A 22,171-nucleotide genomic window follows, 5' to 3' on the forward strand; every position below is an offset into this window, starting at 1 on the left:
TAAGCCAATGTTTTAAAAGATTAACAAATATCGCGAGAACCAATCGAATGTATATTAAAAGTAAAAAGAATAAGATGTCTAAAAGATCCCCTATTTTGAGCCAATAATGAGACATTATGTTAATCTTATATGTATAGCTGCACAAAATTGAGAAACTGAAGGAGACAGATAAATTTTATGAGAAAATTATCTATATTACTTACTTTCATTCTAGTATTAGTCAGTATTACGGCTGCTTGCACACAAGATAAAACAGATAGTGCCGTTGAAAATGGTCCAATAGAAGAACCAACCGCAAAAAATGAAAATGAAGAATTAATAAATTTTGAAGAAAAAGAAGAGATAAGCCGCTTGGAACAAGGTATTTTATTAGTTGGTGAGAGTGTTAAGGGAGGCTATTACTTGACCGCTGTTCAAAGTGCATATTTAGATGCTAGCAACGATTCCGTCATTGTTAATGTCTCTGTAAAAAATGTACGAGGTCAAACGATTGGATTATCAGAATTAAAATATAACTTAAAAGATGAAAAAGACGGAAAGATCTATAAAGGAAAGGTGCTTGATCAAAACCCTTCTGATATACAAGTTAAACCAAATGAAACGGTAGAATTGAAAATAGCTTTTGAAGTACCACGTACCGCAGATGAATATATGTTTTATATTGAAAGCTCTTTAGACCCTCTAGAAACATACTGGAAAATTGATAAGCTGCAATCACAAACAAACTAAGTGTAAAATACAATTTGATTGAAGAAATCTCTCAAATAAGCAAAAAGTAACGAAAGAAGTCTTCTACATATCAACTATATAAAAGTCCCTCCGTCTTAAGACAGAGGGACTTTCTCATTCCTATTTCAAACTACCCGCAATCTCCGTAAAGATAACTCCAAGCGCATGTGCACCTGCATCAGGGTATCCTAAACTTCTTTCGCCAACTGTACCAGCGCGGCCCATGCGAGCTACGATTTCTTTCGTGTACTCTGCTCCTTTAACCGCTGCTTCTGCACCTTTTTCAAAGGCAGTTTTTACGTCTACTTCGTTTGAGGCGCTATCTAACCAAGAGTCTACACATGGAGCAAGTGCGTCAACAAGTGTTTTATCACCAACTACTGCTCCTCTGCCGAATGATCTTTCACCGATAGATTGGATGCCTTGCAGTGCTGCTTGCAGTATTTCAGCGAATTCTTTTACTGTTAACTCGCGCTTCTCGCCTGCTGCTTTACTAGCAGCGCGGAATGCACCGCCCCAAATTGGACCAGAAGCGCCGCCGCAATGTTCCATAATAATCATAGAACAACCGTCAAGGAATGATCCGATCGTTACATTTTCTTGTTCTACAATAGAATGCCACTCACGTTTTAATTGTTTAAATCCTTTTGCAACACTCATTCCGAAGTCACCATCACCTGCATGCGTATCTAGCTCACAGAACGGTACTTCATTTTTAATGATAATATCGCTCATTTTATCAACGAGATAAATCATGTTGTTTAATGTAATGACATTATCTTTAATAACAGCGTGTTCTTCCGCCGTTTCTAGTTCAAATGAAACTTCCTTCTCTTCTGTTTCTTCAAGTACATTTACATACTCTACACTTTCAACTGGTCCATCTACTTTAAACGCTGGTGTGTTACATTCTTTCGATAGTAATGTTTTTAACTCATCATCTAACTTCATTACAGTTAAAGACATACCAGCCATATCGATACTCGTCATATAGTTGCCGACGAATACTCTATTAATTTTAATGTTTCTAGCAGCTAATTCTCGCGTCACTGCATTGTTAAATAAGTAAAGTTCCTGCAGTGGTGTTCCGCCAAAACCGTTAACTAGAAGTGCGATTTCCTCGCCATCTTTTACTCCTAAATCTTTTACAAGGTCATTTGTCATACGGTTCGCTAGTTCATCTGCTGACAACATTTTTTCACGCTTAATTCCTGGCTCGCCGTGAATACCTACGCCGTATTCCATTTCATCTTCCGCAAGTGTGAAAGTAGGTGATCCGCTCGCTGGAACTGTACAAGACGTTAACGCTAAACCAATTGTGCGCACGTTAGCCGCTGCTTTTTCTGCGACAGCTTTCACCGCTCCTAAATCCATACCTGCTTCCGCTGCTGCGCCGGCAATTTTATGAACTAAAATAACTCCTGCAACGCCGCGGCGTCCTACTGTATACAGACTATCTTCTACCGCAATATCATCGTCCACTTTGACGTAGTCGACTTCAATTCCATCTTCCGTCGCTAAATGCGCACCGTTTTTGAAATTCATAATATCGCCGCTATAATTTTTAATAATTAATAACGTACCTTTTTTACTAGCTGTTTCTTTAATTGCTTGATATACCTGAATTTGTGAAGGAGAAGCAAAAACATCTCCGCACACCGCCGCATCTAACATTCCTTTTCCGACTAATCCTGCATGTGCCGGCTCATGGCCACTACCGCCGCCACTAATTAACGTTACTTTATTTTCGTTCATTTCTTTCTTCTTGATGACTTTATATTTTCTCAAAAGCTCAAGCTCTGGGTGAGCCATAACCATTCCGTTGCACATTTCCATTACTAATGTTTCTGGTTTGTTTATAATCTTTTTCATTGTGATTCTCCCTCAATTCCTTTAATATATTGTGATATATTTGAAATCTTCTTCTTACTATCCATGTTAAAATGAAAGCGTTTTATAGTAAACGGACAAAATGGACAATCTGTCTAAAGACACCGCTCTCATTTGTAGGTAGGATTTTCATATTACTAACATTCTAGGGATGATTCAGATGACCTCTTCTATAATTTCTAAAAAGATAATCGCGAATTCATTGAAGTATTTAATGGAAACAGAGTCGTTTCATAAAATATCAGTGAGCGATATTATGTTACACTGTCAAATGCGTAGGCAAACTTTTTATTATCATTTTAAAGATAAATTTGAACTATTAAGCTGGATTTATAGAGAAGAAACGAAAGAAAACATTATCGACTTTCTTGACTATGAAACGTGGGAAAATATTTTCGATTTATTATTTGATTACTTTTATGAAAATCAAAAATTTTACCGAAATGCTTTCAAAGTCATTGAACAAAACTCGTTTAATCACTATTTATTTGAGCATACGAAAAACTTATATATGAAGATTATTGATGAATTATCTGTGAGCTGTGGATTCAGCCTTTCTGATGAGACAAAAAATACGATTGCCTCCTTTTATAGTCACGGCTTCGTTGGCACGATAAAAGATTGGATTGAAAGCAAGTGCGAAGTAGATCCATCCATTATGTCTTCTCTCATGAAAAATATGATAAACAATCAATTACTACTATTACTGGAGCAATCAGCAAAGTAATTAAAGGGTGGCAAAGGCAATGAAAAAGATTATGAATGATGTACAACATATCGTTCAAGATATGATGCATGGCTTTTATTTTGAACATAACGACAAAGTGAATTACGACGAAACAAATAACATCATTTATGTAAAAGATATCGAGAAACTGAAGCAAAACGTTGTTATCATAAGTGGCGGTGGTAGCGGACATGAGCCTGCTGACATTGGGTATGTAGGAAAAGGTATGCTTACGGCGGCAGTAAACGGAAGTATTTTCACTCCGCCTACAGTGGAACAAATTGTCGCGGCAACTCGCCTCATGCCAAAAGATAAGAGTATTTTATTCATCATTAAAAACTTTAAAGATGACGTAGCAAACTTTCTAGCTGCAGAACAAATCGCCAAAGAAGAAGGAAGACAAATTGACCACATCATCGTAAATGATGACGTTTCAATTGAAGATGATGCTTCGTTTAATAAAAGAAGACGCGGCGTCGCTGGTACTGTTTTCGTTCAAAAAATACTTGGTGCGGCCGCTCTTGCAGGTCACTCTTTAGAAGAACTAACAACACTTGGGCAAGCTGTCATCAAAAACTTACACACATTAGGGGTCGCACTTTCACCTGCAAACGATCCAGTGAAAGGAAAAGCTTCATTCACATTAAACGAAGATGAAGTTTTTTATGGCGTCGGCATTCACGGAGAAAAAGGTTACCGTAAAGAAGCACTATCCTCTTCTGAAATATTAACGATCGAACTAATGAACAAATTAAAAAGCATTTATCGCTGGAGAAAAGGCGACAACTTCGCCATTCTCATTAACGGATTAGGCGCAACTCCATTAATGGAACAATACATTTTCGCAAATGATATTCGCCGTTTATGTGAGCTGGAAGGATTACAGATTACATTTGTAAAAGTTGGTACGCTGCTAACTTCTCTAGATATGAAAGGTGTTTCGCTCAGTTTGCTTAAGGTGGAGGATTCTGATTGGGTGAAGTGGTTGAAAGAAAGTACGGAAACTGCTAGTTGGTAATACAAATAAAGTGAAACTTTAATCAGCCCTCACCAATCGGGCTTTTACGGGCAGACCGATCCTCACCTTGAAATAAACTTTTAGATAACTCAAAATAACAAGCAAAAAGTCCCTTCAAAGTTAAAGGGACTTTTTAGTATGTAGAAATTAGCCTAAACCTAAGATTACCTCTCTTGAAAGGGGGCATTTTTATGTTATTCAGGTTTATTGAGGAGCTTTTGTTTGAAGCAACTTTAACCCCATACCAATAAAAATCAGTCCTGTTATCTTATTTAGAATCATTCCTACCTTTTGGTTTCCTCTTAATTTTTTTGTAACATATGAAGAGAAATAAGCAACAAATAAACACCATAATAGTCCAGTTACTGTAAAAGTAAGTCCTAAAATGATAAAAGGCATAGGACCTGAAGCCTTTGTATCTATAAATTGCGGAAGAAACGCAATAAAGAATAAAGAGACTTTTGGATTCGTAAGACTTGTTAAAAGCCCTTGTATATATATTTTTCTAATGTTCAATTTATTGGACGAGGCCTGGAAAGCTACATTCGTCTTATCAAGTATCATTTTAATCCCTAAATATACAAGATAGATAACACCTATAACCTTAATAGTGTTAAATAGCACAATGGATTTTGTAAGTATAATAGATAAACCAAAAGCAACCAACAACGTATGAACTAAAGAACCAGTAATAATACCAAACACAGAATACACACCTGCTTTTCTACCTTGTGAAATACTTCTCCCCACAATGTACATGGTGTCTGCACCAGGAATTAAATTCAATAAAATTCCTGTTAGTAAAAACACTTCATAATTAATAATACCGTACATTCTAGCACCTCTATCTATTTTTTTTGGTGCCCTTATTGATATTAAATTAAACAGACGAAAAAAGAAAGTATTTTCTATTTATTCAATAAAATTAGCGAATTTTTGAATCTACAAACGAAATCCAGCTATTAAATGATTCAATTACTGAAGAATTCTGCCCTCAATATTACAGCAAATTTACATTAAAAATGTAAATCCTCATTTCCTTTGTATTTTCCTTTATTAAGTCTTTTTCTTATGAATAATTCTGCAACAATTAAATTGGGTACCCACGCTAACCAAGCAATAATAGCGTAACTAAGTTCAAAACGCTCTATTCCAAATAGAACGATAAACAACGGTAGCCAAATTCTTAATGTAACTGCTCCAAAGGTTAAAGAATAATTTCTAATCATCCAATTCCGATGCTCTTTAATTTTTTTATTCTTAACTCCATGTAACGCTTGATATGCTGATGTTAGCCAAAATACAGATAACAAACCGAAACCTAGCTTCGCTACCAATCCTCCCGTAGCATAAAAGGATAGATATAATCCAGAAACGCCGCCTAATAATATACCAACCATATAGATTCTCCCAGCTATTCGATGACAGTTGATATTCCTTTCTCTAAATCTAGTGGATAATGTAAAAGGACCAATTACTAATGCTACTATACTAGTTGTAATATGTATAAATAGCATCATATACCAGAACGCACTTAATTTAGATCCAAACATAAGCTTCACTTTTACAAGCCCTGTTTGAAATCCATCCATAATAAAATATTGGACAACAATATAACTAGCTACTAAAAATGCAAAACAAGTAACTACAAACCAAATTTTCCTGTTCAAATTTTACTGCCTCCTTAATACATTCACGAAAATTAGATTATATATTTCTTTTCATTCTCGGGAAAAATAGAAAAGCCTTCTTTACTCTCTTTAGCACATTGTTTTTATAAACCGAATGACTTACATGCAACGACGAATAAAATATATGATACAAGGCCCTTCTTCATACATAAAAACCCTCAAGTATGTCGTTCTATACTTGAGGGTTTTTTCATTTATTCTCTCTCGTCTCTCATTTTCTTAAATCAATAATTAGCTCATCTGTAATCTGCTCAAGATGGAAAAATCTTTTTATATAATGGATATCAGACCATTTTTCTTCTCCACCAATAATAAATAATTCTTGCGCATCATACATAAATGAAAAGCTTGGATAGAAACTGTCCGCTTTTATTTCAATCCCACCAGTACGATTACTGATAATCTTACAGTCTGCTGAATAGCTTAATAGCGTATAGAGAGAATCTTGTGCTGATTGGAAGAAATACTTCATAAGTGTGGTTATATCATCACTATTGGTAATGCACACTTTAAAAAAGTTCGTATCCTTTTTCTTATTAGTAAAAACTAGCTCAAAATGAAGTTTATTCTCTTCTAAAAACCCTTCAATAAAGTCTCTACATAAATAAGTTTCAAATAACATATACATAGGAAATTTGTTATGTGCGCCTATAAATCCTTTAATGATTTCTTCAAATCCTGTATGCTGATTCAAATTCGTTCCCACTCCTATCATAATAGGGTGATTTAAATAAATAGGATACGGTGATTGCCCTTCATCTTTTAACATATACACTCGTTTTTCATCTGTATGAAGAGCTGGTTTAGACTCTTTTAGTAAGTATTGAGATAATTGAACATTTAACACATTTACACCTGCCTATCATGTCATACATAAACTGTATCTATTAAGTTAGAAAAAAGGATGAACAATTCATATTTTACCGTGTATAAGCGAGAAGAACTAGAATAGATCGCCGGCTTACATGTCTCCAGGATAATAAATGAACATCGCACCTACAAATGAAAAAACTAAACAAAAAACAGCCTCGTATTTTATAACTAAAGAAGAGTTCGTATCAAGCCTTTTTTCCTCTCTTTTACATATCATTTTAAACATTTTAAATAAAACTCTATATATTACATACCCCACAATTGCCCCAAGGGTATTCGTAAATACATCATCAATATCTGTAATTCTATTATTTAATAATTGGTTTAACTCAATTGCCAATGAAAAAAAGAATCCCGCACATACGGTGTTTTTCATTTTTCTAAACTGCGACCAAATAGTCGGTAATAAAAAACCTAATGGCATAAACAGTACAATGTTCAAAAGATACGTCGTACTACCTGCCGTATCAAATAGAGTCAAGTTGATTTGACTTACACGAATCCACGTTTCATATCTACTTATATCCCATACAGTCGCGATCTGCGTCACCCTATACACTAGCGAAAGGTAGAATAGAAAAACATATACCCACAAAAAATGCAGAATAGATATAGTTCTTTTCGCTTTAAAATAAAATCCAATTTGAAACACAATACAAAACATAATAGTAAAAAAATAAGTATACAAATAACTCATCAAAACTCCTGTATCCATGTAGAATCCCCTAACTTTACAATTTCATCTATGACTTTGTTGTTTATAGGATAGGAGAAACTTTTAAAATAAAAAGTGGGGTAAACATAAAATTTTTCTTAAATCTTCAGTTGGGTTTTATTATTACTCTTCTTAGGAATCCACCATTGATAGCTAGGCAACAGTATGCTTACACTTAACAATATTATCATTTTTGCACGTAATCCTCGTAATACTTTAACCGATGAAGCATATATAAAATCATGTGAATCGTTTGTTCAGTTAAAACATGAAATTAAGAAATATATGACGTACTATAATCACTCTTGCTATCAATAGAATGTACAGAAGATGACTCCTGTTTGCATACAGAAATCATCTTTTTTAGGTTACCGATTTTTTTTATAATGTCCTTTACAAAGGGTACAAATCAAGAGCATCTTATTCCTATTCAAGGGGATCAACTATACCTTCTTCCCTTAAAATCACTAAAACCCATTTACAAATCTATAAAAGTAGATATAATATCCTTATGGAACCTTTATTAATTTATAAAGCATTGTCAAATGAAACAAGATGTCAAATTTTATCATGGTTAAAAAATCCAGAAAACCATTTCGACGAAAAACCTTACCTAGAACAAGACCTTAACTTTCAAGTTGGAGTATGTGTAGGAGATATCCAGCTTAAAACTGGCTTAGCTCAATCGGTTATTTCTAGTTATTTATTAACTATGAAAAAAGCAGGCTTACTAGAGTCTGACCGAATTGGAAAATGGACCTACTATCGTCGAAATGAAAAAACAATACGAGAGTTTTCTGAATACGTCCAAAACGAATTATAAAATGAAAGCTAATAATCAATCAGCATACTAATTGATTATTAGCTTTCACACATTCTGCTTTTTTACAGGTATCCAATGACTTCTTATAAATTGCACTGCCTGTAAAAGCAAGAAACATCGAAAGGAGAATTTTTTTTAATATATCATATCTAGTTATTTAGATATCTGTTATTGTATTTCAGATTACATACTCCTGATAATATTGGCATCCAATCATGCTTATAATAATGCTTCTTTGTTAATGAATTTACTTTCAAAATACTGATACGAATGGAGAGTTTTATAAATGAAAAAAGTAAATCCTTTACTTATTCTGACACTCGCAATAGGTGTGTTCGGAATTATTACTACCGAGATGGGTATTGTCGGCGTATTACCACAAATCACTGAAAAGTTCGGAATTTCAACTACACAAGCTGGATTTTTAGTAAGTATATTTGCACTAGTTGTTGCTATTTCTGGTCCGTTTTTAATTCTGCTCGTCTCTAGTATTAATCGCAAAATAATTTTATTAACAGCAATTTTCACATTTGTTATTTCAAATTTAATCTACGCTTATACAACACAATTTGAAGTCATGCTTGTTTTTCGTATTTTACCGGCAGCGCTTCATCCACTCTTCTTTTCAATCGCTCTTGTAACAGCTGCTAAACTTGTCCCTCCAGAAAAGAGCGGTCAAGCAGTTACAAAAGTTTTCATGGGAATTACTGTTGGTTTCGCTTTAGGTATACCACTAACCTCTTACCTTGCAGACCAATTTTCACTCGAAATGGCTTTCTTATTCGGAGCATTCGTTAACACTCTTGCATTCATTGGAATACTACTCCTACTTCCTTCTATGCCTGTTAAAGAAAAAATGTCTTTCGGCAAACAAATTCGTATACTCGGCAAACCAGGATTATGGTTAAATATTTTAACCGTCACATTCCTTTTTGCAGCCATGTTTTCCGTATACAGCTACTTCGCCGAGTACCTTGCAAAAGTAACTTCCATGAATGGATCTCTCATCAGTATCATGCTATTCATATTTGGTATAGTTATGATTTTAGGTAATCATTTATTTGGTGGTCTCCTGCAAAAAAGCATAATAAACACTGTAATATCATTCCCTATTCTATATTCTATTGTTTACATATTGGTTTATTATTTAGGTTCCTACCTTGTTCCAATGATTTTTATAGTATTCATTTGGGGAATCGTACATGCTGGTGGATTAATTGTTGGTCAAACATGGTTAATAAGTGAAGCTAAAGAAGCACCTGAATTTGGTAACAGTCTATTCGTTTCGTTCTCAAATCTCGGAATTACTTTAGGAACCACTATTGGAGGCTGGTTCATTTCAAACTTAGGTATTCACCAGCTTATTTGGAGCGGCTTTATATTCACACTACTCTCATTTCTATTAATTATAATAAAACTAAAATTTTTCAATTCTAATAGCCAGGCTTCATTATCAAGCTAGTACATTTTCAGTTCCAAATTTGATAAAGTGAAACTTTAATCAGCCCTCACAAATCGGACTTTTATTAATTTCAACGTTTAGACAGATACATAACTCCAAAACTAAAACGTTTATTGCAATTATCGATATGGAACATTTTACAAAACAACTTAACATGGTAAAATAATATTCGGACAGGAGTCCAATATTATTAAAATTAAGATAGTTCAAGTCGGAGGAAGGCACCTTAGGGTGTCTTTTCTTTATTTGCAAATGGACCTGCTCAATTATTGTGTAAAAAACATAAAGTAAGTTGAATCCATTAAAATACATGAGTGACCCCTTGTTTTCCCCTCTTATTAAAGGAGGAACTATTATGGGATTTGGTGGTAGTTGTAGTAGTGGTTGTGGCGGCGGCTTTGCTTTACTAGTTGTATTGTTTATTTTATTAATCATTGTTGGAGCTTCTTGCTTCTGCTAAAAAACTATTGGAAAAGACACTCTTATATGGGTGTCTTTTCATTGTAATAAAAAGCTCTCTAGAAAAGAAAGTTTTGAGGCTTTTACATTCAAATCATCCAAATTAGTTATTTACACAGCACTTTATTTCTTCTCATCCCTCATACTGTAATAGCCCAAATTAATAATAATCAGGAAATACCCACCCATAATTCCAGCTGCAAATGTCCACATGTACTCACGGTGTTCAATTTCATACATAATAATCGCACCGAGTATGGCGGCTGCAAACCGATTCATCATGCCGAGCATTGGTGCTTTTTCTTTTTTTACGATGCTATTTCCGAACTTTTCGATACGCCTTCCTAAAATCCAGGCGCAGTACATACTCACTAAAAGGCCGATGCTTATCCCTACAAACTGGGCTGGAAAAGGTGTCAGCAACCATCCCAATAACATCACGCCTAATAAACAATATATTTGTATGTTGAATGATCTTAATGCCATACGAATCATATTATGCTCCTTATCTTTCCTATTAATCCCATCTTTCGGACTTCAAGCTTTCCGATATATCTTTTTTAAAATGAGGGAATTTGATTTTGCTCACCATTAAATAAGCGAGTACGCATGTGCCAAATGCCACGGAAACTGGGTTATTTAGGAGGCATAAAATGAGGAGACACATTGCCGCAAATGGAATGGGCATTCCGATGAATGTTGGGAGTTTGCTTTGTTGCGTGTTAAATCTAGCAAGCCGCAGCATTCCGCAAATACTATAAGCGAGCGCACATATCATCCCGATAAACTGCAAATCTTTTAAAGCGGCACTATAGGCAAGAATAGATGGTGCCACACCGAAGGTCACTAAATCCGCAAATGAGTCTAACTCTCCGCCTATTTCCGAAGCAGCATCTAGTTTCCGAGCGACCATACCATCAAACAGATCAAATACCATACCTGTAATAATGAACATAACTGCACCATGCATATCGTGAACGAAAACAGCGTGAATAGCCAAAAGCCCACACACAAAATTTGCTATCGTAATCATATTTGGTATGTAACTCATCACACGCTTCTCCTCCTTTCTACTAATTGCTTCATCTTCATTCTTACTCATTAGACTCAAGATCCTTCTGCTTTTCTTCCAATATCACTTTATTTATTTTCTTTAACGTATCAGTCATTTGCTGCAACGCTCCAATATCAATTTTCGAGAAATATTTCTCGATCAATACATCATCTAACTCAGACAATCTTTCGATATATTTACTACCGTTTGGACCGATCGTAAGGAAATACTCCCTTTTATTGTTAGGATTTACTTGTTTCGAAATCATCTGTTGCTTTTCCAATTTCGATAAAACTTGGCTCACAGCACTTTTCGTTATATTAAACGTACTCGCAATGTTATTTGCTGTCGTGTTTTCATTTAAATGAATATGAAATAACATGCTCTCTTGCTGCCCAGTAAGACCGAACTCATCCTTTAAATCTTGAAATAGTAAAATATAGAGTTCCGTATAGGCTCGATTCATTTCATTAATTACTTCTTTATACGTTCTAGTCATAGCATCCTCCATGCTTTTATTTCGTTTTACTTAATAGTTAAGTTTACTTAACTTAACTATATTATACCGTTATGTTTGTGTAAAGGGAAATATAACTCTACACTTTACTCACAATGATACAAAAAAGAAGACACTCTTCTAAAACATGTTTAGTCGCTTCTGTCTCACTGCTTTCCTCATCCAAATACTTGGCAAGTCATTCTGAATAATCAAAAAGAAAATCAACAAAATTCCATATAGACCCATTACTGGTTAAAATGTTATAATGGAATTACCCTACATAGTTACTCATAGCCAGACTGAGGAACTAGCGTCTTATTAAGTAATGCGCATAACTAAAATAAAAAAGACACTTTACGGTGTCTTTTTTATTTATATTCCTAGGAATTATCTCTTTTATAAACAGACTCTATCAAACAGTAAAGGAGACTAACAGATGGAACATCCTGTTGCAAGAGAATTACGTTTTATACAGGTATGTCTTATCATTTTGATTATTGTCATTGCGTTTTGGGACCGGGAGAAAACTGTAGAAATTACTGATCACGGTAGCGATCCTATCTTAAACACCAGCAATATGACCCAAGTTGGTGAGAATACATTTGCATACAAAGACGAATCAAATCAAATTAAAATATTTAAGTTTAATCCAGATACAAATGAAATATCACTTATTAAAGAGTTTCGTGCTGAGGAATATTACTCAGATACAGCTAAATAAAGTAATATTGACCACAAAAGTATAATGACCACAGCCTTTAGACATAATTACGACTAAAGGCTTTTTGTAGATAAGTAAATGAAAAGGAGATAATTTTATGGAACATAATAAAAATGGAATACTTGCTTTAATTGTTTTATTTTTAGGATTAGTATTTTTTGTTAGTGGAATGGTTTATCATTTATGGGGCTCATTTTAATTTCAACTTTTAGACGGATAAATAACTCGAATCAGAGAAATGCACAATATTTTCCCTTTTCCTTCCAAAATTAATATAATAAGATATAAAATGTAATACATATAAAGACAAATATATAGCACTCATTAAAGTGCTTCTATTTTGGAAGGAAGAAACGATGAACAAAAAGTTATTAGCCCCATTATTATGTAGCACATTCTTGTTTGGAGTATCAGCTTGCGGTTCACATGATGCACCTGCGAAAAATGAGCAGGCGACTTCTAAAAAAACAGAGAATGACAAACTTAGCAGCAAGGATTCGCAAAAAGAACTTCCTACCAATGTAGATTCCTCTGATGTATACATGTCAATGGGATCTGCCGAGTCATTAGATGTTATAGGGACTGGAGAAGTTAAAGCACAAGGTGTCTTTAAAGTATTAGACATCGCAGTTTATAATCGTAAAGAAGAACCCATTACACTAGATATTAACAACTTTAAATTAATTGATGGATTTGGAAGAGAATATCACATTTCTAATGAATATCAATCCGTACTTAAAGCTGCAAATACGTCTACATTTAAATTTGGTATTGTTAACCCTGATGAACATTCGGACGGAAACATTGTATTCGATGTACCGAAAAACACGCGAGGATTAACTTTAAAATTTAATAATGATAAGTTAGATAAAGAGCTCCAATTAAAAGTGGAATTGGAATAGGCAAAATAAATACGTCTCCCTTAACATTCTCTACTAACATAAAAAAGTACAGTCTTTTCTACAGCAGACTGTACTTTTTCATTTATCATTTCACATAACATTCCCTAATTTTTTTGACTAGATGCTCTCCAATCACGAAAAGATGTTGGGCGTCCAGAAAAAGCTCTTTGCTTTGTAACAGATGGTTTTTCTTCAGGAGTCATTGTTTTTTCTTTAAGCGTCGCTGGTTTTTCTTTAAGCGTCACTGATTTTTCTTCAAGAATAGTCACAGCTGTTTGCATTTTCTCTAACTGTTCTTTCAGCAATTGTTGTTCAATCTTTAAATCCGTAAGTAAACGTAAAATCATCTCAGAATTAGCCATAAGATCCTCCTTCCCCCAATACACAGAATAAAATACAATATGTAGAAGGCGGGATACCGGTGACAAAAATAAGGTCGTCAACTCTTTTTAACTTCTAAAATCCTTTTATTTTTTTAAGGACCTGCTCCATTCATCCTTAAAAACATAAATTAAATTAAATCCATTAATAAATGGTCTTTATGGAAGGAGGAGTTAATATGGGCTATGGCGGTAGTTGTGGTGGAGGCTGTGGTTTCGGCGGCGGATTTGCCTTACTTGTTGTGCTCTTCATCTTATTAATCATCGTTGGCGCTAGCTGTTGGGGCGGCGGATTCGGCTGCTAAGGAGAGGCACTCTTGAGAGTGTCTTTTTTTTGGTATGTGGCTCGTATACATATTAAAAAAAATTTCCGTTCTAGAAGTACTATAATATTAGCTTAACATGTCAGTTCCCCCTAATTAATAGGTGGTTCTAGCCTATAGAATTCTTTTAAATATAAAATGAAACTATATTTCTCAATGAATAAAACAATTTAACATGGTAAAATAATATTTGGATGGGAGTCCAATATATTATTAAAATTAAGATGGTTCAAGTCGAAGGAAGGCACCTTAGGGTGTCTTTTCTTTTTTATAAATAATTATAAATTAAAATTGTAAAGGATGCTTACTACTTACAAGGAACATTTTCTTCCGTACAACTATTTATTTGAAACTAATTACTATTATAAATATAAAGAAGTTATGGATAAAGTAGTGAGGTAAATAAAACAAAATATAGATTTAATTCATGTTTCTCAACGAGGTACCACCAGCATTTTCAAAAAAATACGCTAAGCAAAAAAATAATCAGCTGTCCATATGGACAGCTGATTTACATCATTACATTTCTATTATTTATCTTACCACTTGTACAGATACTGGTTTCCACCCCTGATTTTCTACCCAATCAATATTAACCTTATATTTTTTATTATTTTGCTTATCTCGTACATTACCGTAGGCTTTATTATTACCATTATTCCCAATAAAATCGAAAATCAATTGGCTCTCTGGAACATCAACAGCATAAGAAATTGCTTTTTTCATCTCACTCCAATCTACTGTTCCTTCTTTAAATTTCATTTCAGGTTTTGCTCCTTGCTCGGTACCAATTGGCTTCCAAGAAGGATTAGTTTGAGAATCCTTTTCTTGAGATGCCGTTTTTTCTTCCTCATTATTTTCAGTTCCGTTCGTTTTTACCGATTTTTCTGCTTTTGATTTCTCTTCTAGCTGTGCTGCTTCTTTATCTTCAGCTTTCTTCTCTTCTATCTTTGCTGTTTCTTTATCTTCAGTTTTCTTCTCTTCTATCTTTGCTGTTTCTTTATCTTCAGTTTTCTTCTCTTCTATCTTTGTTACTTTCTTTTCTTGAGCAATTGCTTTCGTTGATGTATTAGAAGGGGTAAACAATTGGTATGTCACTATACCAACTGTCACTAATACCAAAGTAAATGCAATATTAAAAATTGCCTTTTGACGACGATTCTGTTGTTTTTCTTGAAATCTGCTTACTTGTCCCATTCTTCAAACCTCCGTGTTTACTTTCTCCTCTACTCTTTATGTATTATCCCTAAAATTCTTAATATTTTTATTAAACAATAGAAATAAACTACACTTTCCATACAGGATTTCATATCATAATAAAATTTGTGTTTTTTCAAGTATCTGACATATGTTATTCAAAATAGTTTAATACATTAAAAATAGATAAGCTTCTGCACTTAAGAAACTTTCAATTTTATTCAAAGGTGATTCCAATTATGTCCATATTAGATCTCCTGTAGAAAGCTTTTTAACAATTAAACCTCTTCTTCCCTTATTTATAATTTTTAAATTAAATTTCCCTCTATAGTATAATAAAGATGTTTCGTTTTCTAATGGGGTATGTCGTAAAATCAAAAGGGATTTTATCTCTTTTACCTTCTTTTCAGAGTAAATTTCACCACTAGGAAATTCTATTATTCCTAATGTAATCTTTAATTCGCTCTCATCGAAAGGCCACTCCTTATTAAGTTCACTTATCTTTTGTATAAAGCTTCTTTTGGTTTGTCCTATATATAGCAATGTTACACTCTTAGCACATACTCTAGAGATTGCAAATATCCCCTTCTTAGAAGCTTCTTCCCTATTATAAAAATCATTTATACTATACATTCCATACCATTTAATATGTACTGTTTCTATGAATCTCACCTCATTTTTAGACAATATTATAATTTCTGAATGTTCAAATTATAATGGGCGCATAGTCCTGATTACTTGAATTATAAATTGTGCTTTTCAATAATACATTTTATTATTACTAATTTCAATAATACAAAAAAAATACAATATTATAGTTTAATTACAAAACTTTATAAAAAAACAAAGTGATGTCGTACCAAATATTATATTTTTTCAATATCAGACTACCATGAACAAAAGTTAGAGAGTTATGGAATAAAATATAATTTGTATGTACATTTTTTTCAAAAAAAGTTTTGTAGTTTGCAACTGAATTAAAAAAACATAGATTTTTATGACTCTTTCGGAGATATACCAAAGTGGGATCTTTGATATGCACATTACTATACCGAACTTTCGGTATAGTATTTTTTTGCAGCTCCTTGATTTTTCACCAAATACGTATAAAAATCAATAGTAGGAAAATAAACTGCTGGCTAAAAGTTTACTTTCGATAAAATAAAAAAGAATCTGCAAATCTGCAGATTCTCCTGATAATGATTATATAAGTATAGTATCATCCATTTATTTGACTATTATTCGGAAAGTATAAAACGGTTCACTAGATAGCAGAGTATTTTTACATATTGTATTAATTCCTTCTTCAAAAATCCCCCTAAAATAAAAAATACGCTATTCTTTCTGTAGAATCATAGGAAAGGATGGTATTTTTGTATGTCTATTTCTGTATTTGATGAATTATAACTATTTGCTCAAGAAATTCAAAGCTTTTTATGGACTTTCTTTTATTATATCGGTTTCACATATTTCCTCTAAAATCTCTAATACTTGCTTTTTCAATTCAGCCATTTACTTATTTTCTATGACTTCTTATTCTTTTTCTTTTATAGGAATCATTGCAAGAACTGTTAAATCTGCATTCGTTAAATCTTTTATCACTTGATGAGAAGCAAATACCGGTAGCGAAACAATAAAACCATCATCTACTTTTGTAATATCATTATGTGTAACATACTCCAGAAATACTTTATTTGCAGCCGCTACAAATTCTTCATCGCCTGTTCCATCAGGGTATGATACACCAATTTCCCCTAACATAATATAATATTGCTTTTTAATACCAGTCATATCCATTGGATCAATGGATTGAATTTTGTAATTTACCATTCCAGATTTCACTTTTCTTTCAGGAATATCTAATTCAAAAAACTCTCCAGCTTCTTCTAAAATAATATTGATATCTTTGATTGTTGTTATAGCATTAGTTGCTTCCTTAAAAAACATGAGTTGCTCTCTTGATAAAACAATATTTTCTTCCTCTTTCTTAAACTGTAGATTTTCTAAAATATCTTCTATTTCTTCTACATTTTCCAGAAAAAATATATCATTCTCCATATGAGGAATTAATTCTTTTAAGTTTATCAAATACATTTGTGAATACTTTATATTCATCTCTTTCATTTCACGTAATTTGTCTAGAAATTTTAATACCTTAGCTTTACGATATGTTTCTGCCATCATTTTCACCTCTCGTTACATTTTGTATACAATCCGTATACAAAATGTAACGAGAGGTGTATTAGATTTGCAAGTATTAATTTTAAAATACAAAATTAATTGGTATTGTTTAAAAATTTTTATTATAGCTATCATGAATTTACTAATACAACTCCACCTATAAAGGTTACGATTCTAAAAAATATTAGATTTTCAAATATTCTTCTTCGCCTGCTGAAACTCTTACAGCGAAACGGACGAAAATCCCCATCGATACAGGGAGAAAACAGTCTTTAATATATTAGGTGTCGTTTACAATTGGACCATGTCTGATAATTAAGCCGCTTAATTTTAAAAATGAAACCCGTTAGGATTTATTTGATATGCAGAATCCCCAATGATTTGCACTGGTTTTTAGAATAAGAAAAAATCCCTTCTGAAACTGCCCTTTCTTAGCCTTAGCTTGATAGCAATGTGGCGGTACACCATCGCTATCAAGCTAAGACTTTAAAGAAGCCCCTAAACGATAATTTTGTGTTTTTTACAGCACCGAAGTTCATTTTTATAGTTTTTGGGTAACCTTTTTTGTTAGGGTGATAGATATGGGGGCTAAGTCATAAATGTTTAAAAAAGAGCTCGTCCTATCTTTTCTGTACGAGAAACAAGATAGATTGACCTAGTACTGTGGAAATCTTTAATGGGTACAGAACAAAGAGATAAATGACCTATGTGTTCTGAAATTGTTCGAAACACGCTCTTACTTTATTTAATTGATTCATTCTTTTATAAAAAAGTCTGTTCATTTCTATGATCCTTCAACTAACGCCATCCACCCATTGAACAAAAAGGAAAAAGTAAAGTTAACTCTTTTTCCCATAAGGAATAATGACTTTGTTCAGTAATCATTATCATTTTGCTAATGTAATGAACTTACTTTATTAATTTTCAACGGATACCCTCTTCATTAATCGCTTTAATTTATTTTCTGTATCCGTTTCCCCTACTGGCGTATAGATACTACACCGTAAATCCATATCACCTTGAACTTGAAAAGAAGTTAAATTAAACAACATTTTGCCTGCTTTAGCATGTCTGAATTCAATTATCATGTCTGGAGCCTTACTCACTTGACTTTCTTGCCATAAATTCTGGAATTCTGGATGGGAACGACTCATTTCTTCAATAAACTGGCTGTACCATTCATCGTCTAAATAGCGTCCATAATAGGTACGGAAAATAGCAAGAAAACCTTTCACGAAATGTTCCCAATTGACGGCCAATGCTTTTAACTCTTTTCTAGTGAATACTAAACGAATCAAATTTCTTTGATTATTTGGTATTTGTTCAAAATCTAAAAAAACATGAGCAGCTGCAGGATTCCAGCCCATAATATGGCAATGTCGATCCGTAATGATAGTTGGACAATATGTTAATTCATCTAGTATTCGTATTAAAGAAGGGCTAAGCTTTGATTGATCCTTTTTTGGACTTGTACTTTCTGAATTTGTTTCGAATGCCAGGTCATATAAGTAGTCTGTTTCATCATTATTTAATTGCAAAGCTTTAGAAATACAATCAAGTACGATTGTAGAAACCTTTATATCTCTTCCTTGCTCTAGCCATGTATACCAAGTGGTGCTTACACCTGCTAACTGCGCAACCTCTTCTCTTCGTAACCCTGGTGTTCTTCTCCGGTTTCCGGCAGACAAACCAATAGACTCTGGACTAATTTGGGCACGCTTAGCTTTTAAGAATGCCGACAGAGCTTTAAGCCTTGTTTTATTATTCATTTTTAAAACTCCTTATCTTATCAATTTATCCTAGTAGTAGTTATACTAGGATAAATCCCCCCCTTGTAATAGGATAAATTGACTGTAAAATACAAGTATATTATTGATTGGAGGGATTGCAAAGTGGAAAGAGTTGTGATTACTGGTATGGGCGTAGTTTCTCCTATAGGAAACGACATCAAAACATTTTGGAACAATCTAATTAAAGGGGAATCTGGTATAGTCAATATCGATACTTTTGATGTTACCAATCATAAAACAAAAATTGCAGGTATCGTCCAAGATTTTGATGCAGATGAAGTTTTAGGAAAGAAAGAAGCAAGACGTTTAGATCGTTTCTCTCAATTTGCTTTGGCTGCAGCTGAACAAGCTTGGTCAGATTCTAAGTTAGACCTCGATCGTATAGATGTAGAAAGGTTAGGCGTATACGTAGGTTCAGGTATCGGAGGGATTGAAACCTTGATTGAAAATGTTGATGCACTTAGGCAGAAGGGACCAAGAAGAGTCAGCCCAACTCTAGTACCTGCCATAATGTCTAATGCTGCTGCAGCACAAATTAGTATCAAGTGGAATGCGATGGGACCTTCTATGTCACCTGTTTCTGCCTGTGCAATTGGAAATACATCTATCGGGGAAGCCTTTAGACTAATTCGTTCTGGGGAAGCTGACGTTATATTTGCGGGTGGAACAGAGTCAGCTATAACAGACTTATCAATAGCCAGTTTTGGTAACGCTACAGCATTATCAACAAGAAACGATAATCCCACTAAAGCTAGTCGTCCATTTGATGAAAATCGAGATGGATTTGTCATGTCAGAAGGAGCTGGAATTCTAATCTTAGAATCTTTATCTCATGCTTTACATAGAGAGGCAAAGATTTATGCAGAAGTCATTGGATATGGTGCAAGTTCAGACGCATACCATATCGTAGCTACACATCCGGAAGGTAAAGGTGCTTATCTTGCAATGAGATCAGCTTTAAAAAATGCCAATATATCGCCTGAAGAAGTTGATGTTATTAGTGCCCATGCAACAAGTACAAAAGTGGGGGACATCTCTGAAACGATGGCTATTAAGCAACTGTTTGGAAAACAAGCTTATCAGATTCCGGTAACAGCTAATAAATCTATGCTTGGTCATATGTTAGGGGCAGCTGGTGGAGTTGAAGCAATTGCTCTAGCAATGAGCTTAAAGGAAGGGACAGTTCCTCCAACAATTAACTTAGAAAATCTTGATCCATTATGTGATCTGGATTATGTACCATCTGTTGCTCGCCAAGTGAAAATAAATATAGGTCTATCTAACTCATTTGGTTTCGGAGGTCATAATGCAGCCATTGTTTTAAAGAGATACGAGTGAATAAATTTCTCTCGTAAATTTAACCGTTTACTCTAGAAACGGTTAGATTTATTTAATTAAAAAAAGGAAGAGAGAGTGAGAAAATGAATATTAGAGTAGCAACTGCATTAGACTACCCTAATTTAAGAAGGATATATTTAGAATCACGGCGTGAAAGTTTTCATTGGCTAGATAGAAATGAAATGACTGTAGAAGATTTTGATAAACATACTGAAGGAGAACATATACTACTAGCAGAGGAAGATAATCATATCCTCGGATTTGCTTCTTTATATTTACCTGAAAACTTTATACACAATTTATTTGTACATCCTGAGTTCTTTGGTAAGGGGGTTGGAAGACAGTTACTTCATGCTTCCATAGAAAAGATGAATATACCATTAAGATTAAAGTGTGTTTCTAAAAATCAAAAAGCATTAAAGTTTTATGAGAATATGGGCTGGAAAAAAGTTATTGAAGAAGGTGAGCTAGAAGAAAAATATTGGGTAATGATATATGAGAGGTAGCACCACATCGCTATCTAGTGAACCGTTTTATACTTTCCGAACAATAGCCAAATAAATGGATGATACTATACTTTGAATAAAAAACACAAGCATTACATAATAAATAAAATATTCCTTATCTATTAACTTAAATATTGCTACTAATGCTACTCCAATTAATATACCAACGGTTAGAACAGTATAAGATAATGACTTAATTTTAAAGATGAACATTTGCCCTCTCTCATCTTGTGACTCCATCCGACGTTCAAATGTAATTTTGTAAATTTCTGCAATAAACACCAATACTACTAACACACAAATTACAATCGTAGCAATATTAACCATTATTCATCCTCCTTATATTTAAATACATCGGTTATCTCTTTCTCAAGTGAATTAGAAATTTTGAAAGCTAAAATCAAAGAAGGGTTATATTTATTTTTTTCTAAAGCTACTATAGTTTGTCGACTGACACCAACTGCATCTGCTAATTGTTGTTGAGTCCATCTTTTTTCAGCTCTTCCTACTACTATATTATTTTCAAGCATGTCATTCCTCTCTTCTATTATACAGTTATATTAACGTAATAGTAATATCTTTTTTACAAAAAGTAAAGAATATATTACAACGAACCGAATAATACATTATATGTTTCGCCGAAAAAACATGAAAATTATACGCTATTAAATTTATTGGGGGTTCTGCCGCATGCCCACCAACTTAAGAAAACAAATCCACCCCATAACGAGAAAATGAGCTTTTTATTACAAATTAGCACAAAATTCCGTTCTGGGGGTAGGTGTATTTTGTTAGCTTGATAGCGATGTGGTGCTACCCCATCGCTATCAAGTTTAAATTTTATAATGCCCCCAAAACGAAAAATTTGTGTCATTTATAGAAAGAAGTTCATT

General features: G+C 33.6%; 26 protein-coding genes and 1 pseudogene. 12 read left to right on the forward strand and 15 right to left on the reverse strand.

Going from position 1 to position 22,171, the window contains the following annotated elements:
- Window positions 1-177: 177 nt before the first annotated feature.
- Window positions 178-729: a DUF4352 domain-containing protein gene (locus tag AB6801_RS29675; RefSeq protein WP_098330528.1), complete on the forward strand. Its 552-nt coding sequence runs from the start codon at window positions 178-180 to the stop codon at window positions 727-729.
- 120 nt (window positions 730-849) lie between these two features.
- Here the strand turns inward: AB6801_RS29675 and dhaK are convergent, their stop codons facing one another.
- On the reverse strand, window positions 850-2,601 hold the full coding sequence (dhaK, locus tag AB6801_RS29680; protein ID WP_082682323.1) for a dihydroxyacetone kinase subunit DhaK: 1,752 nt from the start codon (window positions 2,599-2,601) through the stop codon (window positions 850-852).
- Between the two features lie 178 nt (window positions 2,602-2,779).
- On the opposite strand from dhaK, the gene dhaS reads away from it, so the two are divergent.
- The gene (gene dhaS / locus AB6801_RS29685) at window positions 2,780-3,346 is read left to right on the forward strand and encodes a dihydroxyacetone kinase transcriptional activator DhaS (protein ID WP_000204220.1); all 567 of its coding nucleotides are present in this window, start codon (window positions 2,780-2,782) and stop codon (window positions 3,344-3,346) included.
- Between the two features lie 19 nt (window positions 3,347-3,365).
- A complete protein-coding gene (gene dhaQ / locus AB6801_RS29690) occupies window positions 3,366-4,364 on the forward strand; it encodes a DhaKLM operon coactivator DhaQ (protein WP_370941344.1) in 999 nt (332 codons plus the stop codon).
- 204 nt (window positions 4,365-4,568) lie between these two features.
- Here the strand turns inward: dhaQ and AB6801_RS29695 are convergent, their stop codons facing one another.
- From AB6801_RS29695 to AB6801_RS29710, 4 genes are all read right to left on the reverse strand, one after another.
- Window positions 4,569-5,198 carry a LysE family translocator gene (locus AB6801_RS29695; RefSeq protein WP_000274247.1) on the reverse strand — a complete coding sequence of 210 codons (630 nt, stop codon included), beginning with the start codon at window positions 5,196-5,198 and terminating at the stop codon, window positions 4,569-4,571.
- 182 nt (window positions 5,199-5,380) lie between these two features.
- Window positions 5,381-6,034 (reverse strand): DUF2306 domain-containing protein, encoded by a 654-nt coding sequence (locus AB6801_RS29700; RefSeq protein WP_097999516.1) that lies wholly within the window; start codon window positions 6,032-6,034, stop codon window positions 5,381-5,383.
- Window positions 6,035-6,266: 232 nt separating this feature from the next.
- Window positions 6,267-6,902, reverse strand: a complete 636-nt coding sequence (locus AB6801_RS29705; RefSeq protein ID WP_000935784.1) for a hypothetical protein — start codon at window positions 6,900-6,902, stop codon at window positions 6,267-6,269.
- Between the two features lie 114 nt (window positions 6,903-7,016).
- The gene (locus tag AB6801_RS29710) at window positions 7,017-7,643 is read right to left on the reverse strand and encodes a VanZ family protein (RefSeq protein ID WP_000379423.1); all 627 of its coding nucleotides are present in this window, start codon (window positions 7,641-7,643) and stop codon (window positions 7,017-7,019) included.
- A gap of 216 nt (window positions 7,644-7,859) precedes the next feature.
- Here AB6801_RS29710 and AB6801_RS29715 point away from each other — a divergent pair.
- The 4 genes and pseudogenes from AB6801_RS29715 to AB6801_RS29730 form a co-directional block, all read left to right on the forward strand.
- A pseudogene (locus AB6801_RS29715) lies at window positions 7,860-7,961 on the forward strand (TetR family transcriptional regulator); the annotation flags it as partial.
- A 193-nt stretch (window positions 7,962-8,154) separates the two neighbouring features.
- Window positions 8,155-8,466, forward strand: a complete 312-nt coding sequence (locus AB6801_RS29720) for an ArsR/SmtB family transcription factor (protein WP_000433539.1) — start codon at window positions 8,155-8,157, stop codon at window positions 8,464-8,466.
- Window positions 8,467-8,752: 286 nt separating this feature from the next.
- Window positions 8,753-9,928: an MFS transporter gene (locus tag AB6801_RS29725; protein ID WP_000757550.1), complete on the forward strand. Its 1,176-nt coding sequence runs from the start codon at window positions 8,753-8,755 to the stop codon at window positions 9,926-9,928.
- Window positions 9,929-10,283: 355 nt separating this feature from the next.
- Window positions 10,284-10,388 (forward strand): YjcZ family sporulation protein, encoded by a 105-nt coding sequence (locus tag AB6801_RS29730; protein ID WP_000505689.1) that lies wholly within the window; start codon window positions 10,284-10,286, stop codon window positions 10,386-10,388.
- Window positions 10,389-10,510: 122 nt separating this feature from the next.
- Here AB6801_RS29730 and AB6801_RS29735 read toward each other — a convergent pair whose 3' ends face one another.
- From AB6801_RS29735 to AB6801_RS29745, 3 genes are read right to left on the reverse strand one after another with little or no spacing between them, the layout of a single operon-like run.
- Window positions 10,511-10,882 (reverse strand): ATP synthase subunit I, encoded by a 372-nt coding sequence (locus AB6801_RS29735; protein WP_000620582.1) that lies wholly within the window; start codon window positions 10,880-10,882, stop codon window positions 10,511-10,513.
- 22 nt (window positions 10,883-10,904) lie between these two features.
- Window positions 10,905-11,489, reverse strand: coding sequence for a CDP-diacylglycerol--serine O-phosphatidyltransferase (pssA, locus tag AB6801_RS29740; RefSeq protein WP_141530638.1), 585 nt, complete (start codon window positions 11,487-11,489; stop codon window positions 10,905-10,907).
- On the reverse strand, window positions 11,482-11,940 hold the full coding sequence (locus AB6801_RS29745; RefSeq protein WP_097999518.1) for a MarR family winged helix-turn-helix transcriptional regulator: 459 nt from the start codon (window positions 11,938-11,940) through the stop codon (window positions 11,482-11,484). The genes pssA and AB6801_RS29745 overlap by 8 nt, the downstream gene beginning before the upstream one ends.
- 436 nt (window positions 11,941-12,376) lie before the next feature.
- Between AB6801_RS29745 and AB6801_RS29750 the strand changes: the two genes are divergently transcribed.
- A complete protein-coding gene (locus AB6801_RS29750) occupies window positions 12,377-12,661 on the forward strand; it encodes a YmzC family protein (protein ID WP_370941345.1) in 285 nt (94 codons plus the stop codon).
- 356 nt (window positions 12,662-13,017) lie between these two features.
- Window positions 13,018-13,563 (forward strand): DUF4352 domain-containing protein, encoded by a 546-nt coding sequence (locus AB6801_RS29755; protein WP_061655465.1) that lies wholly within the window; start codon window positions 13,018-13,020, stop codon window positions 13,561-13,563.
- Between the two features lie 104 nt (window positions 13,564-13,667).
- Here the strand turns inward: AB6801_RS29755 and AB6801_RS29760 are convergent, their stop codons facing one another.
- Entirely contained in the window at window positions 13,668-13,925 is a 258-nt protein-coding gene (locus tag AB6801_RS29760; protein WP_000013694.1) for a hypothetical protein, read from the reverse strand.
- Between the two features lie 197 nt (window positions 13,926-14,122).
- Here AB6801_RS29760 and AB6801_RS29765 point away from each other — a divergent pair, with 197 nt between their 5' ends.
- Window positions 14,123-14,248 carry a YjcZ family sporulation protein gene (locus AB6801_RS29765; protein ID WP_000540377.1) on the forward strand — a complete coding sequence of 42 codons (126 nt, stop codon included), beginning with the start codon at window positions 14,123-14,125 and terminating at the stop codon, window positions 14,246-14,248.
- A gap of 552 nt (window positions 14,249-14,800) precedes the next feature.
- Here AB6801_RS29765 and AB6801_RS29770 read toward each other — a convergent pair.
- The 4 genes from AB6801_RS29770 to AB6801_RS29785 form a co-directional block, all read right to left on the reverse strand.
- A complete protein-coding gene (locus AB6801_RS29770; RefSeq protein ID WP_370941346.1) occupies window positions 14,801-15,463 on the reverse strand; it encodes a YrrS family protein in 663 nt (220 codons plus the stop codon).
- Between the two features lie 237 nt (window positions 15,464-15,700).
- A complete protein-coding gene (locus AB6801_RS29775; RefSeq protein ID WP_141530639.1) occupies window positions 15,701-16,135 on the reverse strand; it encodes a sodium:proton symporter in 435 nt (144 codons plus the stop codon).
- Window positions 16,136-16,996: 861 nt separating this feature from the next.
- Complete coding sequence (locus AB6801_RS29780) at window positions 16,997-17,647, reverse strand: hypothetical protein (protein ID WP_097999700.1); 651 nt, start codon at window positions 17,645-17,647, stop codon at window positions 16,997-16,999.
- A 914-nt stretch (window positions 17,648-18,561) separates the two neighbouring features.
- On the reverse strand, window positions 18,562-19,413 hold the full coding sequence (locus AB6801_RS29785) for a helix-turn-helix transcriptional regulator (RefSeq protein ID WP_001060884.1): 852 nt from the start codon (window positions 19,411-19,413) through the stop codon (window positions 18,562-18,564).
- 123 nt (window positions 19,414-19,536) lie between these two features.
- Here AB6801_RS29785 and fabF point away from each other — a divergent pair, with 123 nt between their 5' ends.
- Entirely contained in the window at window positions 19,537-20,772 is a 1,236-nt protein-coding gene (gene fabF, locus AB6801_RS29790; protein WP_000442906.1) for a beta-ketoacyl-ACP synthase II, read from the forward strand.
- Between the two features lie 83 nt (window positions 20,773-20,855).
- On the forward strand, window positions 20,856-21,278 hold the full coding sequence (locus AB6801_RS29795) for a GNAT family N-acetyltransferase (protein WP_001026485.1): 423 nt from the start codon (window positions 20,856-20,858) through the stop codon (window positions 21,276-21,278).
- A 27-nt stretch (window positions 21,279-21,305) separates the two neighbouring features.
- Here the strand turns inward: AB6801_RS29795 and AB6801_RS29800 are convergent, their stop codons facing one another.
- Window positions 21,306-21,605, reverse strand: coding sequence for a hypothetical protein (locus AB6801_RS29800; protein ID WP_000247165.1), 300 nt, complete (start codon window positions 21,603-21,605; stop codon window positions 21,306-21,308).
- The gene (locus AB6801_RS29805; protein WP_000892395.1) at window positions 21,605-21,808 is read right to left on the reverse strand and encodes a helix-turn-helix transcriptional regulator; all 204 of its coding nucleotides are present in this window, start codon (window positions 21,806-21,808) and stop codon (window positions 21,605-21,607) included. Before AB6801_RS29805 ends, AB6801_RS29800 begins: the two co-directional genes overlap by 1 nt.
- Window positions 21,809-22,171: the final 363 nt, after the last annotated feature.

Origin of the sequence: Bacillus sp. RCC_6_1, assembly GCF_041360755.1 — a bacterium.
Classification (GTDB): Bacteria; Bacillota; Bacilli; order Bacillales; family Bacillaceae_G; genus Bacillus_A; species Bacillus_A cereus.

What these genes read in the sequence shown, in the direction of transcription:
- AB6801_RS29675 (WP_098330528.1), top strand. Translation starts at nt 178, where the DNA reads ATGAGAAAATTATCTATATTACTTACTTTCATTCTAGTATTAGTCAGT.
- dhaK (WP_082682323.1), bottom strand. Translation starts at nt 2,601, where the DNA reads ATGAAAAAGATTATAAACAAACCAGAAACATTAGTAATGGAAATGTGC.
- dhaS (WP_000204220.1), top strand. Translation starts at nt 2,780, where the DNA reads ATGACCTCTTCTATAATTTCTAAAAAGATAATCGCGAATTCATTGAAG.
- dhaQ (WP_370941344.1), top strand. Translation starts at nt 3,366, where the DNA reads ATGAAAAAGATTATGAATGATGTACAACATATCGTTCAAGATATGATG.
- AB6801_RS29695 (WP_000274247.1), bottom strand. Translation starts at nt 5,198, where the DNA reads ATGTACGGTATTATTAATTATGAAGTGTTTTTACTAACAGGAATTTTA.
- AB6801_RS29710 (WP_000379423.1), bottom strand. Translation starts at nt 7,643, where the DNA reads ATGGATACAGGAGTTTTGATGAGTTATTTGTATACTTATTTTTTTACT.
- AB6801_RS29720 (WP_000433539.1), top strand. Translation starts at nt 8,155, where the DNA reads ATGGAACCTTTATTAATTTATAAAGCATTGTCAAATGAAACAAGATGT.
- AB6801_RS29725 (WP_000757550.1), top strand. Translation starts at nt 8,753, where the DNA reads ATGAAAAAAGTAAATCCTTTACTTATTCTGACACTCGCAATAGGTGTG.
- AB6801_RS29730 (WP_000505689.1), top strand. Translation starts at nt 10,284, where the DNA reads ATGGGATTTGGTGGTAGTTGTAGTAGTGGTTGTGGCGGCGGCTTTGCT.
- AB6801_RS29735 (WP_000620582.1), bottom strand. Translation starts at nt 10,882, where the DNA reads ATGATTCGTATGGCATTAAGATCATTCAACATACAAATATATTGTTTA.
- pssA (WP_141530638.1), bottom strand. Translation starts at nt 11,489, where the DNA reads ATGAGTAAGAATGAAGATGAAGCAATTAGTAGAAAGGAGGAGAAGCGT.
- AB6801_RS29745 (WP_097999518.1), bottom strand. Translation starts at nt 11,940, where the DNA reads ATGACTAGAACGTATAAAGAAGTAATTAATGAAATGAATCGAGCCTAT.
- AB6801_RS29750 (WP_370941345.1), top strand. Translation starts at nt 12,377, where the DNA reads ATGGAACATCCTGTTGCAAGAGAATTACGTTTTATACAGGTATGTCTT.
- AB6801_RS29755 (WP_061655465.1), top strand. Translation starts at nt 13,018, where the DNA reads ATGAACAAAAAGTTATTAGCCCCATTATTATGTAGCACATTCTTGTTT.
- AB6801_RS29760 (WP_000013694.1), bottom strand. Translation starts at nt 13,925, where the DNA reads ATGGCTAATTCTGAGATGATTTTACGTTTACTTACGGATTTAAAGATT.
- AB6801_RS29765 (WP_000540377.1), top strand. Translation starts at nt 14,123, where the DNA reads ATGGGCTATGGCGGTAGTTGTGGTGGAGGCTGTGGTTTCGGCGGCGGA.
- AB6801_RS29770 (WP_370941346.1), bottom strand. Translation starts at nt 15,463, where the DNA reads ATGGGACAAGTAAGCAGATTTCAAGAAAAACAACAGAATCGTCGTCAA.
- AB6801_RS29780 (WP_097999700.1), bottom strand. Translation starts at nt 17,647, where the DNA reads ATGATGGCAGAAACATATCGTAAAGCTAAGGTATTAAAATTTCTAGAC.
- AB6801_RS29785 (WP_001060884.1), bottom strand. Translation starts at nt 19,413, where the DNA reads ATGAATAATAAAACAAGGCTTAAAGCTCTGTCGGCATTCTTAAAAGCT.
- AB6801_RS29795 (WP_001026485.1), top strand. Translation starts at nt 20,856, where the DNA reads ATGAATATTAGAGTAGCAACTGCATTAGACTACCCTAATTTAAGAAGG.
- AB6801_RS29800 (WP_000247165.1), bottom strand. Translation starts at nt 21,605, where the DNA reads ATGGTTAATATTGCTACGATTGTAATTTGTGTGTTAGTAGTATTGGTG.
- AB6801_RS29805 (WP_000892395.1), bottom strand. Translation starts at nt 21,808, where the DNA reads ATGCTTGAAAATAATATAGTAGTAGGAAGAGCTGAAAAAAGATGGACT.